11 protein-coding genes and 1 tRNA gene are annotated in these 12,396 nt (G+C 70.2%); 6 read left to right on the top strand and 6 right to left on the bottom strand.

Features of this window, described 5'->3' with window-relative positions; translation table 11 throughout:
- Positions 1-8 precede the first annotated feature (8 nt).
- The gene (locus KIK09_RS23710) at positions 9-2,015 is read left to right on the top strand and encodes an SGNH/GDSL hydrolase family protein (RefSeq protein WP_214321458.1); all 2,007 of its coding nucleotides are present in this window, start codon (positions 9-11) and stop codon (positions 2,013-2,015) included.
- A 34-nt stretch (positions 2,016-2,049) separates the two neighbouring features.
- Here KIK09_RS23710 and KIK09_RS23705 read toward each other — a convergent pair whose 3' ends face one another.
- Positions 2,050-2,706, bottom strand: a complete 657-nt coding sequence (locus tag KIK09_RS23705; RefSeq protein WP_308164254.1) for a class I SAM-dependent methyltransferase — start codon at positions 2,704-2,706, stop codon at positions 2,050-2,052.
- Between the two features lie 110 nt (positions 2,707-2,816).
- On the opposite strand from KIK09_RS23705, the gene KIK09_RS23700 reads away from it, so the two are divergent.
- Together KIK09_RS23700 and KIK09_RS23695 are read left to right on the top strand one after the other, a co-directional pair.
- Positions 2,817-4,583, top strand: a complete 1,767-nt coding sequence (locus tag KIK09_RS23700) for an alpha/beta hydrolase (protein ID WP_214321457.1) — start codon at positions 2,817-2,819, stop codon at positions 4,581-4,583.
- The gene (locus tag KIK09_RS23695; RefSeq protein WP_214321456.1) at positions 4,580-5,065 is read left to right on the top strand and encodes a hypothetical protein; all 486 of its coding nucleotides are present in this window, start codon (positions 4,580-4,582) and stop codon (positions 5,063-5,065) included. The genes KIK09_RS23700 and KIK09_RS23695 overlap by 4 nt, the downstream gene beginning before the upstream one ends.
- A 135-nt stretch (positions 5,066-5,200) precedes the next feature.
- On the opposite strand, the gene KIK09_RS23690 is transcribed toward KIK09_RS23695, so the two are convergent.
- A tRNA-Lys gene (locus KIK09_RS23690) sits at positions 5,201-5,274 on the bottom strand.
- A gap of 80 nt (positions 5,275-5,354) precedes the next feature.
- Here KIK09_RS23690 and KIK09_RS23685 point away from each other — a divergent pair.
- Together KIK09_RS23685 and KIK09_RS23680 are read left to right on the top strand one after the other, a co-directional pair.
- A complete protein-coding gene (locus KIK09_RS23685; protein ID WP_214321455.1) occupies positions 5,355-6,206 on the top strand; it encodes an AAA family ATPase in 852 nt (283 codons plus the stop codon).
- Positions 6,190-7,539 carry a vWA domain-containing protein gene (locus KIK09_RS23680; protein ID WP_214321454.1) on the top strand — a complete coding sequence of 450 codons (1,350 nt, stop codon included), beginning with the start codon at positions 6,190-6,192 and terminating at the stop codon, positions 7,537-7,539. Before KIK09_RS23685 ends, KIK09_RS23680 begins: the two co-directional genes overlap by 17 nt.
- Here KIK09_RS23680 and KIK09_RS23675 read toward each other — a convergent pair.
- Positions 7,536-8,300 carry a nuclease-related domain-containing protein gene (locus tag KIK09_RS23675; protein WP_214321453.1) on the bottom strand — a complete coding sequence of 255 codons (765 nt, stop codon included), beginning with the start codon at positions 8,298-8,300 and terminating at the stop codon, positions 7,536-7,538. The two genes, KIK09_RS23680 and KIK09_RS23675, sit on opposite strands and share 4 nt — an antisense overlap.
- Positions 8,301-8,456: 156 nt before the next feature.
- Here KIK09_RS23675 and KIK09_RS23670 point away from each other — a divergent pair, with 156 nt between their 5' ends.
- Complete coding sequence (locus KIK09_RS23670; RefSeq protein WP_308164253.1) at positions 8,457-9,044, top strand: TetR/AcrR family transcriptional regulator; 588 nt, start codon at positions 8,457-8,459, stop codon at positions 9,042-9,044.
- On the opposite strand, the gene KIK09_RS23665 is transcribed toward KIK09_RS23670, so the two are convergent.
- Genes KIK09_RS23665 through KIK09_RS23655 form a run of 3 tightly spaced genes read right to left on the bottom strand, consistent with a single transcriptional unit; the run spans position 9,018 to position 12,372 of the window.
- Positions 9,018-10,037: an acyl-CoA dehydrogenase family protein gene (locus KIK09_RS23665; RefSeq protein ID WP_214321451.1), complete on the bottom strand. Its 1,020-nt coding sequence runs from the start codon at positions 10,035-10,037 to the stop codon at positions 9,018-9,020. The two genes, KIK09_RS23670 and KIK09_RS23665, sit on opposite strands and share 27 nt — an antisense overlap.
- Complete coding sequence (locus KIK09_RS23660) at positions 10,034-11,179, bottom strand: acyl-CoA dehydrogenase family protein (protein WP_214321450.1); 1,146 nt, start codon at positions 11,177-11,179, stop codon at positions 10,034-10,036. Before KIK09_RS23660 ends, KIK09_RS23665 begins: the two co-directional genes overlap by 4 nt.
- Positions 11,170-12,372, bottom strand: a complete 1,203-nt coding sequence (locus tag KIK09_RS23655) for an acyl-CoA dehydrogenase family protein (protein ID WP_214321449.1) — start codon at positions 12,370-12,372, stop codon at positions 11,170-11,172. The genes KIK09_RS23660 and KIK09_RS23655 overlap by 10 nt, the downstream gene beginning before the upstream one ends.
- Positions 12,373-12,396: the final 24 nt, after the last annotated feature.

Below are 12,396 nucleotides of genomic sequence, written 5' to 3'. Positions count from 1 at the left end.
GGGACGCCATGAAGCCTGCTGACCACCTCGCCCGATTGCTCTCGGACACGCGTGGCGCCGAGATCCTCGCCGAGCTGCAGAAGGTCATGAGAGGGCCCGGCGTCACCACCGCGCCCGAGCCGTCGAACGGCGTCGGCGTATGGGACACCGAGGCGACCGACGAGGGCGTCGCCCTGCGACGGCGCGAGAACACCGTCGACTGGTGGCGCTGGGCCGACGTGCCGTACGTCCCCCCGCCCGCAGGGCGCCGCCGGGTGGCTCTGGTCGGCGAATCCGTGGCGCGCGGCTGGCTGCTGGAGCCCGGGTTCACCCCGGCCCAGGCCCTCGGCCGGCTGCTGGCCGACTCCCAGGTGGTGGACCTGGCCCGCAGCAACATCGACATCTGGATGCTGCGGGAGACCCTGCACGCGTTGCCTTCCATCGAGCCGGACGTCGTCGTGCTCTTCGCTGGCAACAACTTCACGTTCGCGCCGCTCGACGACGGCTACCGCGACGTGCTGGCCGCCGCCGTACGCCGCGGCGGATACCCCGAGATGCGCAGGACGTACGTGGAGAACGTGATCCTGCCCGAGGTCGACCTGTTGCTGGAGGACCTGGCGCGGCTCCGCGACACCAGCGAGATCGTCCTCGTCGTGCCGGAGAGCAACCTCGCCGGCTGGACGCCGGCGGCCGAGATCGAGGTGCCCGTCCTGCCCGAGGTGGACCTGCGCTCCTGGTACCTCCTGCGTTCCGACGCGCTCGCCGCGCTGGCCGCGGGCGACTGGGATCGCGCCGCCGCCATCGCCGCCAGGATGGTGCAGCTCGACCGCGGGCTCAGCCCCGTGTCGTGGCACATCAAGGGCCAGGCGGCGCTGGGCACGGGCGCGGGCGCGCAGGCACGCGACGCCCTGGAGCGGGCCAGGGACGCCACGCCGGGACTGCTGCTCGACCACGTATCCGGAGTGATCACCCCCATCCGCCGCCGGCTGCTGGACTTCGCCGCCGCCCACGGCGTCCGGCACGTGGACGCGGCCCGGGCGCTGTCCTGGGACAGGCTCCCCGAGCTGCCGGACCCCGCCTGCTTCCTCGACCACATCCATCTCAGCGACGAGGGCATCGAGCGGGTCATGGCCCAGGTCGTGGACGCCATCGCAGAACTGCCCCCGGGGAGCACGCCGCCGGGCCAGGGCGCCTCGCCGCGCGTCCGTGCCCTCGGCCGATCCCTCGCGGCGGGCTACCGCGCGCTGCGCGAGCAGCCCGCCGACGCGGTCCGCGAACAGCTCGAGCTGGCCCTGGCGGCCGACTCCGAGGGCGCCAGGCAGGTCATCGAGCGCTACCTCGACGTGCTCGAGACACCCGGACCTCGCTGGACGCACCCGGCCCTCGCCGACCTGCACGCCGACCCGCAGACCAGGCAGGTGTGCTACCAGATCGCGCAGACGCGGGAGCACTCGAGCGGCTACTGGACCTTCCGCGACGTGGTCCAGGAGGTCCTGGGACGGCGGACCGACCCGGAGACCTGCCGCTGGCAGTGCATCGACCTGCTGGGAGTCACCGACGGTCGTGCTTTCCGCGCCCCGAACTTCGTGCCGGGCAAGGCGTACTACGAAGCGACCAAGGCGCGCACGACCCTCCACATGGCTCTGGCCGCCGCCGAGGGTGGCTGGCTGCGTCTGGTGCACCGCCTCCCGAGCGGGACCGCCTGGGTCAGTGTGAACGGAGTACCCGTCGGCGAGCTGCCCCAGGCCGCGACCTGGTGCCGCACGGCCCTGCAGATCCCCGCCGCCGCCACGCGCGAGGGAGTGAACTCCGTCGAGATCGCCTGGCCGGTGCCGAAGACGGCGTACGAGGACGCCGTCGAGGCCGACGCCTCCGCGCTGGCCCGCAGGCTCTTCCCCCGGATGCTGCCTGTCTTCGGCGCTCTCTACACGGCGACGTTCGAGTCGTCCGGCGCGCGAGGGGACGAGGAGGCCGTCCGCGCCTCGCGGGTGAGCGCGTCAACGGGATGGAAGCAGCCCGTAGAACCAGCGAAGTAAGTCCTCAGAGTAGGGAGCCCTCCAGCGGGGCTCCCTACCTGTTCGGTGCCGTGTAGTGCGAGTTGACGGCGGGCTGCCCGGTGTAGTTCGGGCCGACCTGATCATCGGCTCCCACAAAGCGGTACGGCAAGCGGACCTCCCGCCTGCCGTGGCTACGAAGGCGCCGGTTGCGGGTGTCGTAGTCCAGCCCGGCCTCCCGCAGGGCACGGACAAACCTTGGCCCCGCCGGAGCCCCGTCCGCCCGCCGGACGCTACGGGCATCGAAGTTGGCCACGAACAACCCGTCCTCGGTCAACCACCGCACCGCCCTACTGATCACGCCGAGCTTGTCGCCCACGTAGTGCAGCCCGTGCACGCAGGTGATCAGATCGAACGCAGCATCAGGCTCCCATGCCGTCACCGACGCAGTGATCAGCTGAAGGCGAGGCGGACGCGGCGGGACGGCGAAGAAGTCCACCAGGTCCACTCCGACGATCTCCACGTCACCGGTGACCGTGTCCGCCGCCTCGGACAACGCGTTGCCGGTGCCGCAGCACAGATCCAGCCACCGCGCGCCAGGCCGTGACGCCAGGAACGCGGCGACATCCACGCCCAGCTCGCGCCGGTAGGCGCGCAGCCGGCGCTCACGGTTCATCCGGTTGTTGGCCACCACCGACGACCGCTCGAGCGCCTCATGATCGAGAAGGCCCACCTGCACACGCTAGCCCGCAATCGCCACTTCCCGGGCAAGTCGCCGCGTACTCGGGTGAGCCGCCGATCACCTGAGCGGCCACCGATGGTCCTGCCATCCTGAACCACCTCATGGCGGATCACACAGCAGCTCTGGCAGCCTTCGGACGAGTACGCGCACTCGCCGCAGCCCACGATGCCGCCCTCGACACCGCCACCCGCCTCATGCACGCCCACGCCTGGATCGGCGGCGGCGCCCCCACCTTCACCGCCGATCTGACCCAACGGCGTACAGCTCTGCAGGCCGCCTTCACCGACGCGCTGCGCGCGCTGGCCGACCTGGTCGTACGGCACGGCGGCCCCGCACCCGGCCTACCCGCCCTGACCTCCCCGGTGACCGCGATGAGCGCTCCATCCGGCGCCTTCCAGGGCATCGATCCCCGCGCCATGACCGCTCTCGTCTCCGCCCTCGACCACGCCGGCCACACCCTCTCCGCCGCCGGAGCTCAGCTCGCCGGCGAACTGTCCGCCCAGGGTCTGTCTGCCCAACCTGGGCAGACCGTCGGCGACATCGCCCGCTGGGCTGCCACCCATGGTGAGGACCTACGCCGCCGGTTGACCCGCATCCAGCAAGCCGTGCCGTGGACCTTGTTGCCCGTAACAGTGGCCGCCTACGGGCTGTTCGGCGCCGGCGCGACAGACCGCCACGGCATCACCGCCACGCTCGACCGTCTCGCCGTAGGAGACGTGCAGGCGATCCGTGCGCTGCTTGCCCTCCAGGAGCAGGGAAACGAGGGGTCCTTGGCCGCGCGCGTGAATGCCTGGTGGCAGACCCTCGACACGACCCTGCGACAGCACCTCATGGCGCTGCCCGGCTTCGGGCTGCTCAACGGGCTTCCCGCCGGCGTCCGCGACCAGTCCAACCGGCACTGGCTCACCGCCGAGAAGGCCAGATCGACCCGAGAGCTCGACGCCGCCACTGCCGAGGCCCGAAGCAACCCCGTCGCTCTCGGGCGCTGGGAGCACCTCGCCGACCAACTGCGGCGCATCCAGCTCATCGAGAAGGAACTCCAGCCGGCCCCCGGCTACCCGCAACCGCTGCTCCTCGGCTTCGACCTGGTCGGACTGGGCAGGCTGATCGTCTCCTGGGGCGACCCCGATACCGCCGACATCACCGTCACCAACGTCTCCGGCCTCACCAGCAAGCTCGACACCGTCCACGGCGACCTGCAACAGGCGCGCGCCCTGTGGCAGCAGGCCGCCAAGACCAGCGGCGACCGCACCATCGCCTGCATCACCTGGTACGGCTACGACGCACCCCAGATCGACCCCACCCTCCTCAACCCGACCACGTCCGTCGCCTTCGAAAGCGCCGCCGCACGTGGCGGCGCATCCCTGGCCGCCTTCCAGGACGGCCTCCACGCCGCCCACCAGCCTTCCGGTACGGCACGCGCCGTCGTCATCGGCCACAGCTACGGCTCGCTGACCACCGGCCACGCCGCCACGCTCCGCCCCGGCAAACTCGCCGACGACCTGATCCTGGTCGGCAGCCCCGGCGTCGGCGTCGACCACGCCGCCGACCTGGGAGTGGATCCCCAGCATGTCTGGGTCGGCGAAGCCGGTGGCGACCCCGTCGCCGCGCTGGGCAGATTCGGCGCAGATCCCGGGCACCACTCCTTCGGCGCCCAACACTTCCCGGTCGGCAGAACCGTATGGACCGCCGCCCACAGCAGCTACTGGGACCGCGACTCCACCTCCCTACGGAACATGGGCCGCCTCATCAACGGCCAGTACGACAAGCTCACCGCTCCGGAGAGCCCGCTCGGCCGTCCACAGATGCTGGCTCCTGACCTCGCCCCCGACCTAGCCCTTCGACTCCAGCAGGTGACGCCACCATGACTGCCATCCCTCATGCCGCGCGCGCCCTGGTAGCCCTACTCCTCCTCACCGGATGCACCGTGAACGACCACACCATCACCCAGGACCAAGCAACCGCCCGTGTCGAGCAGCTCATCAAAGACACCGCTGCCGCTCTCAGACCCGAGCCTCGCCTCGAACTCATCCCCCACGGCACAGGGCCGGAGGAGTGCACCCACGACAGCGAGCCACCAGGCAAGGTCACCATCAACCGTGCCTACTGGCTCCGCGAGATCCCCAAGAGCGAGAACATGAACATCTCGCGCCAGGTCCGCGCCTACTGGCAGGCGCAGGGACACCGCATCGTCGCCTCCGGCAAGCCAGATAACCCCGACCTCAGCGGCGAGTCCCAGCCGGACGGGTTCATCCTCGCCCTCACCTGGGCGGAAGGCGACGATCTCTTCCTCGCCGCCACCTCAACCTGCGTCTGGCCCGACGGAACAGCCCCACCGGACGGGCGCTGAGGACTGCCTGATCCAGGCGCCGCGGTCTCGTCCATCACGGAGAGCCCCAATCGGGGGGAACCGCACCACCCAGCAGGCGGGGCGTCAAACGAAGAAACCCCAGCTCACGTCCACGAGAGCTGGGGTTTCCTGCGGTGCGCCGCCAGGGACTCGAACCCCGGACCCGCTGATTAAGAGTCAGCTGCTCTAACCAACTGAGCTAGCGGCGCGCAGCGATGAATATACCGGCCCGCGGCATCCTGGTCGAATCGGTATGCTAGAACAACATTCGGTCCGATCTGGAGTGCCTATGTGGTTCGACTCGCCCGCCGACGTGTCGCGGCGGCTGGCCGGCGTGGACTATCTCTCCGACGACGCCATCTCCACGAGCGTGTTCCTGGCCGCAGCTCTGGGCAAGCCGCTGCTGGTCGAGGGACCCGCGGGCGTGGGCAAGACGCAGCTGGCCAAGGCCGTGGCGCAGGCCACGGGAAGCGAGCTGGTCAGGCTCCAGTGCTACGAGGGCCTGGACGAGGCCAGGGCGCTCTACGAGTGGAACTACAAGAAGCAGCTGCTGCGCATCCAGGCCACCAGCGCCGACGACGACATCTTCGGCGAGGAGTTCCTGCTCGAGCGCCCGCTGCTGAAGGCGATCAGGGCCACCCACCCGACGGTGCTGCTGATCGACGAGATGGACAAGGCCGACGTCGAGGTCGAGGGCCTGCTGCTCGAGCTGCTGTCGGACTTCCAGGTGACGATTCCCGAGCTGGGCACGATCACGGCGGCGCGCAAGCCGTACGTGGTGCTGACCTCGAACGCGACCAGGGAGCTGTCGGAGGCGCTCAAGCGACGCTGTCTGTACCTGCACATCGAGTACCCCACGCCCGAGCGGGAGCGGGACATCCTCATGAAACAGGTCCCGACGATCACGCAGAGCCTGGCCGAGCAGCTCGCCAGGACCGTGGCCACGCTGCGGGCGCTGGAGCTGAAGAAGGCGCCGTCGGTGGCCGAGACCGTCGACTGGGCCAACACGCTGCTCGCGCTGGGCCGCGACGACCTGGACGAGGCGACGATGGCGGGCACGCTCGGGGTGGTGCTCAAGCACGTCTCCGACCAGACGCGGGCCGTCAAGGAGCTCGGACTGCCCGATGTCGCTGATCGATAGGCACATCGGGTTCGTGCACGCGCTGCGCGAGGCGGGGCTGCCAGTGTCGCTGGCCGAGGGGCTGGACGCGGCCCGCGCGCTGCAGGTGATCGACCTGGCCGAGCGCGAGTCGCTCAGAGCGGCCTACGCGGCCACGCTGGTGAAGAAGCCGGCCTATCGCCCCGGGTTCGACGTGCTGTTCGACCTGTGGTTCCCGCCGTCCACGACAGGCCTGTACGGCCAGCGGTCCCAAACCCCGATAAATCCGGAAGAGGCGACCGTCGAGGAACTCCGCGACTACCTGGCCGACCTCCTCGACGGCTCGACGGACCCCGAGCTGCGGGAGTTCGCCCGAGCCATGGTCGAGCGCTTCGGCCGCCAGCCCGCGGGCCCCGGCAGGCAGAACTGGTTCTCCTACAGCGTGATGCGGGCCCTGTCGCCGGAGACGCTGATGGCCAGGCTCCTGCAGAACGTGCTCAGAGGCGGCCTGGAGGAGAAGACCACGCGCCAGCGGGTGAACGACAACATCAAACGCTTCGAGGACGCGGTCGCCGCCGACGTCAGGCGCAGGATCGCCGAGGACGCGGGCATCGAGCGGATCGCCCGCTCCGCCGTACGCCCGCCGCTGGACCAGATCGACTTCCTGCGCGTCACCAAGGCCGACCTGGCCAGGCTGCGCAGGGAGGTCTACCCGCTGGCCCGCAGGCTGGCCGCCCGCCTGACGATCAAGCACAAGCACGGCAAGCGGGGCAGGCTCGACTTCCGCCGCACGATGCGCGCCTCGCTGCAGAGCGGCGGCGTGCCGCTGACCACGCATTTCAAGCCGCCGCGCCCGCACAAGCCCGAGCTGGTCGTGCTGTGCGACACCAGTGACTCGGTGTCGACGTTCGCGCACTTCACGCTGCTGCTCACCTACGCGCTGCGCGAACAGTTCACCAAGGTCAGGGCGTTCGGCTTCGTCGACACGATCGACGAGATCACCCGCTTCTTCGTCCCCGGCGCCGACGTGGTGGACGCCATGACCAGGCTGGCGAACGAGGCGAACATGGTGCGGTTCGGCCGCACCAACTACGGCCACGCCTTCGAGGAGTTCACCGAGAAGTACGGCGAGGCCATCGGCCCCAAGACGTCGCTGCTGATCCTCGGCGACGCCCGCTCGAACTACCAGCCGCCTGCCCTGGACACGCTGAAACGGCTCACCGCCGGGGCCCGCCACGCCTACTGGCTCAACCCGGAGCCGAGGCAGCAGTGGGACACCGGCGACTCGATCGCCACCGACTACGGCACCGTCGTCCCCATGACCGAATGCCGAAATGTCGCCCAGCTGACGGCGTTCATCGAGGAGCTGGCCTAGGACTTCAGCAGCTCCCGCGCCGCGGTCCTGGACAGCAACTCGATCTGCTCGTCGTCGAGCACGCGCTCGCTGGCCGCGATGATCACCTTGGCCGCCTTCCGGGGCTTGAGCAGCGTCAGGCCCTCGGCCGTGAGGATCCCGCCGCGCGGCAACTGCCCGCAGTGGACGGCGAGCAGCGGCGTGATCGTGACGGGCACCCTGGTCTCCCGCGTGAGCACCTCGGCGAACGCGGACGCGGTGTCGACCAGTGGTTTGGCCACCTTGGTGCCGTACTTCTCGCCGAAGAACAGCCGCCCGCCGTACGTCGCGATCTCCGTGTCGGGACTCCACGACTCGTTGTCCACGATCCACACGCCACCGGGACCGATCACCAGGTGATCGATGGAGGCCTGACCCCTGATCGCGCGCCCGTCGAGCACGCTGTAGCCGCGCTTGCGCAGCGCGCGGCGCAGCAGCTTGCCGGTGATCTGCTCACCGCGCCGTTTACCCCGCCACACCGCCGTCGCGGCGAAGCTCCGCCAGCTCACGTACCAGTCGATTCCCGCCACGACCGCCGCGAGCGCCAGCCCGTAAACCGCGGCGCCCGCCAGATCGAAGCGGAGAGCCAGCGCGAAGCCGGCCACTAAGCCGACGGCCGCCTTGATGGCCCTGGACCGCCTTCGGCCCTTGGCACCCTCGCGCCAGTACGTCTCGAAGTACCACTGAGGGGATGCTCCAGTGAACTTCGGGTCCTGCTGCACATAGATCGACCCACCGGGCACGGCAAACTCCCCGAGTTCATCGCCAATACCAGGATCTGCAACGCCGAAGATCCCTCGCCGGTCAAGGTCATACCCAGCCGGAACAAAGGCCATCCTAAGGTGAGGGAAATAACACCCGCGAGACCCATCTACCGACCAGTCGGTATGCTGGTGGGTGTGAAAGATGAGCCGGTACGGCAGAGGTTGCTAGGGGAGGCCACCCGCCTGTTCGCCGAGCGCGGTTTCGAAGGCACCTCGGTGCAGGAGATCGTGCTCGCGGCCGGAGTCACCAAGGGGGCCATGTACCACTACTTCGACTCCAAGGATGATCTGCTCCACGAGATCTACGGCCGCGTGCTGCGCATGCAGATGGAGCGGCTGACCAGCATCGCCGACGGGCCGGGCACGGTCGCGGAACGGCTGCACGCGGCCGCCGCCGACGTGGTGGAGACCAGCACGGCCAACCTGGACGACACGAAGATCTTCTTCCGCTCGATGCACCTGCTGGCGCCCGAGACCCAGAAGAACGTGCGCGCCGACCGCCGCCGCTACCACGAGCGCTTCCGCGACCTGGTGGCCGAGGGGCAGCGTGAGGGCGTCTTCAGCGACCGGGTCCCGGCCGAGATCGTGGTCGACTTCTTCTTCGGCTCGGTCCACCACCTGGGCACGTGGTACCACGCGGACGGGCCGCTGACCGGCGCCCAGGTGGGCAAGCACTTCGCCGACCTGCTGCTGACCTCACTCAGGTCCGGGGAGATCGGCTAGCTCGGCCAGGGCCTCCCGGTGGTCGCCCGGGGTGCCGAGCGCGATCTCGGTGGCCTTGGCGCGCTTGAGGTAGAGATGGATAGGGTGCTCCCAGGTCATCCCGATGCCGCCATGTAGTTGCAGCGCCTCTTCCGCGGCGTGCACGGCCACCGCCGCGTTCCAGGCCTGGCTCACCGCGACCTGCCTGGGTGAGGGGTCCACGATCACGCCGCGGGCGGCGGCCCTGGCGCGGACCACGTCCAGCCACAGATCGGCCAGCCGGTGCTTGACCGCCTGGAACGACCCGATCGGGCGGGCGAACTGGTGCCGCTCCTTGACGTAGGCGAGCGTCGTGTCCAGGCACCACTCGGCCACGCCGAGTTGCTCGGAGGCCAGCATCCCCGCGCCGAACCTGAGCGTCTGCGCCAGGTCGCACGGGCCGAGCGGGGTCGCACCGCCGTCCAGGGTGACGGTCGCGACCGGCCGCGTGAGGTCCAGCGACGGCTTCACCTCGACGCGCGCCCCCTCGACCTGGTGCAGCGTCCCGTCGACGACCACGAGCAGCACGTCGGCCACCTCGGCCCCCGCCACGTTCGTCACGGTTCCCGTGAGGGCTCCGCGACCGGGCGCGTACGGCGACGCGGCGAAGGAGACCACGAGCGCCGCGGTCTTCTCCCCCGCGGCCAGCTCCCTCAGCAGGTCAGCGGCGCCCGCCTGGAGCAGGGCGTGCGTGGCCAGCACCGAACTGGTGAAGAACGGCACCGGCGCCACTCCCCGCCCCAGCTCCTCCAGCACGACGCCCACCTCGGCGGCCGACGCGCCGGCCCCGCCGTACTCCTCGGGGACGAGCAGCCCGGCCACCCCGATCTCGCCCGCGAGGGTCTTCCACAGGTCCAGGTCGTACGGCGAGCCCTCAACCCGCTTCAGCACGGCGGCGGGCGGCAGGCGATCGGCGAGCAGGGCGCGCACGGCGGCGCGCAGCTCCTCCTCGACCTCCGTGTAGAGCAGGGTCATCGAGGCAGGTCCTTCCAGGGCACGTCCTTGTCGATGCGGGGCTCGGAGGGCAGGCCGAGCACCCGTTCGGAGACGATGTTGCGCAGGATCTCCGAGGTGCCGCCCTCGATCGAGTTGCCCTTGGCCCGCAGGTAGCGGTATCCGGCCTCGCGGCCGTAGAAGTCGACGGTGTCGGAGCGGCGGAAGCTCCAGTCGTCGTAGGACAGGTCCCGGGTGAACTCCTGCTCCAGCCCGGACAGCGCCTGGTTGAGCTCGGCGAAGGACAACTTCATGCCCGAGCCCTCGGGCCCCGGCTGGCCGGCGGCGAGCTGCTCCCTGAGCCGGGCCCCTGACAGCCGGGTGACCTCGGACTCCACGTAGAGCGCCAGCAGCCGCTGGTGCAGGTCGTGGGTCCGGTTCTCCGGCCGCTCGCGCCAGGCCTCGACCATGACCTCGAGCATGCCGCGCCGCACGCGGGCGCCGCCGATCGCGACGCGCTCGTTCATCAGCGTGGTCTGCGCGACCCGCCAGCCGTCGCCGACCTGGCCCAGGCGCAGGTCGTCGGCCAGCCGGACACCCGTCAGGAAGACCTCGTTGAACTCGGCCTCGCCGGTGATCTGGCGCAGCGGCCGCACCTCGACGCCGGGCGCGTGCATGTCGCAGACGAAGTACGTCAGCCCGCGGTGCTTGGGCACGTCGGGGTCGGTGCGGGTGACCAGGATGGCCCAGCGGGAGTGGTGGGCGCCGGACGTCCACACCTTCTGCCCGTCGACGATCCATTCGTCCCCGTCGCGTACGGCCCGCGTCGCCAGCGTGGCGAGGTCGGATCCGGCGCCCGGCTCGGAGAAGAGCTGGCACCAGATCTCCTCGCCGGTCCACAGCGGCCGCAGGAAACGCTTCCTCTGCTCGTCGGTGCCGAAGGCCAGGATCGTCGGCGCGGCCATGCCCAGGCCGATGCCCTGCACGGCCGTCGGCTGCGGGGTGCCCGCCAGCGCCCGGTCGACCTCGGCCTGCACGTCCCGCGACAGGCCAAGCCCGCCCAGGCCCTCCGGGTACCACACCCAGGCGAGGCCGGCGTCGTAGCGGGCGCCGAGCCACTCCTGCGGGTCGCCCGCGGGGTCGTGCTCGTCGAGCAATCGGGTGATGCGCTGTGCTACATCCACTTCTTGAGCTCCCTGTGGGCGAGTGACCGCTTGTGCACCTCGTCGGGACCGTCGGCGAAGCGCAGCGACCGCACGCCCGCCCACAGCCCGGCCAGCGGGAAGTCCTGGCTGACGCCGCCGGCGCCGTGCACCTGGATGGCCTTGTCCATGATCCACTCCACGGAGGCGGGGGTGGCGATCTTGATGGCCTGGATCTCGGTGTGCGCGCCCTGGTTGCCGACCGTGTCCATCAGCCAGGCGGTCTTCAGCACCAGCAGCCGCAACTGCTCCACGCGGACCCTGGACTCGGCGATCCAGTCCTGCACCACGCCCTGCTCGGCCACCGTCTTGCCGAACGCGGTCCTTGACAGCGCCCGCCTGCACATCAGCTCGATCGCGCGCTCGGCCATGCCGATCAGCCGCATGCAGTGGTGGATGCGGCCGGGCCCCAGCCTGGCCTGCGCGATGGCGAACCCGCCGCCCTCCTCGCCGATCAGGTTGTCCACCGGCACGCGTACGTCGTCGAAGACCACCTCGGCGTGGCCGCCGTGGTGCCCGTCGTCGTAGCCGAAGACGGTCATGCCGCGCTTGATGTGCAGCCCGGGGGTGTCGCGCGGGACCAGGACCATGGACTGCTGACGGTGCTTGGGCGCGTCGGGGTTCGTCTTGCCCATGACGATGAGGATCTTGCAGTTCGGGTTCATCGCGCCGGAGATGAACCACTTGCGGCCGTTGATGACGTACTCGGCGCCGTCCCTGTCGATCCTCGTGGCGATGTTCGTGGCGTCGGAGGAGGCCACGTCCGGCTCGGTCATCGCGAAGGCCGAGCGGATCTCCCCGTCGAGCAGCGGCTGCAGCCACTCCTTGCGCTGCCACTGGCTGCCGAACATGGACAGGACTTCCATGTTGCCGGTGTCGGGCGCCGCACAGTTGGTGGCGGTCGGGGCGATGCTCGGCGACCTGCCCATGATCTCGGCGAGCGGCGCGTACTGCAGGTTGGTCAGCCCTGCTCCGTGCTCGCCCGGCAAGAAGAGATTCCACAGGCCGCGTTTCCTGGCCTCGTCCTTGAGGTCTTCCAGCAGGGGCGGCTGGCTCCAGCCGCTGGCCGCGGCCTGCTCCTCGAAGGCGGACTCGGCCGGATAGACGCATTCGTCCATGAAGCGCAGGAGTCGCTCGCGAAGGTCTTCGGTGACGGTGTCGAAGGCGAAGTCCATGCTCGTGAGCCTACCGACCGGCCG

The organism is Nonomuraea sediminis, assembly GCF_018531495.1.
Classification (GTDB): Bacteria; Actinomycetota; Actinomycetes; order Streptosporangiales; family Streptosporangiaceae; genus Nonomuraea; species Nonomuraea sediminis.
Note: the sequence above shows the minus strand (reverse complement) of the source record. Positions and strands in the feature narration are given on the sequence as shown.

Bases quoted from the DNA above. Each gene is read 5' to 3' on its own strand.
- KIK09_RS23710 (WP_214321458.1), top strand. From the start codon at position 9: ATGAAGCCTGCTGACCACCTCGCCCGATTGCTCTCGGACACGCGTGGC.
- KIK09_RS23700 (WP_214321457.1), top strand. From the start codon at position 2,817: ATGGCGGATCACACAGCAGCTCTGGCAGCCTTCGGACGAGTACGCGCA.
- KIK09_RS23695 (WP_214321456.1), top strand. From the start codon at position 4,580: ATGACTGCCATCCCTCATGCCGCGCGCGCCCTGGTAGCCCTACTCCTC.
- KIK09_RS23685 (WP_214321455.1), top strand. From the start codon at position 5,355: ATGTGGTTCGACTCGCCCGCCGACGTGTCGCGGCGGCTGGCCGGCGTG.
- KIK09_RS23680 (WP_214321454.1), top strand. From the start codon at position 6,190: ATGTCGCTGATCGATAGGCACATCGGGTTCGTGCACGCGCTGCGCGAG.
- KIK09_RS23665 (WP_214321451.1), bottom strand. From the start codon at position 10,037: ATGACCCTGCTCTACACGGAGGTCGAGGAGGAGCTGCGCGCCGCCGTG.
- KIK09_RS23655 (WP_214321449.1), bottom strand. From the start codon at position 12,372: ATGGACTTCGCCTTCGACACCGTCACCGAAGACCTTCGCGAGCGACTC.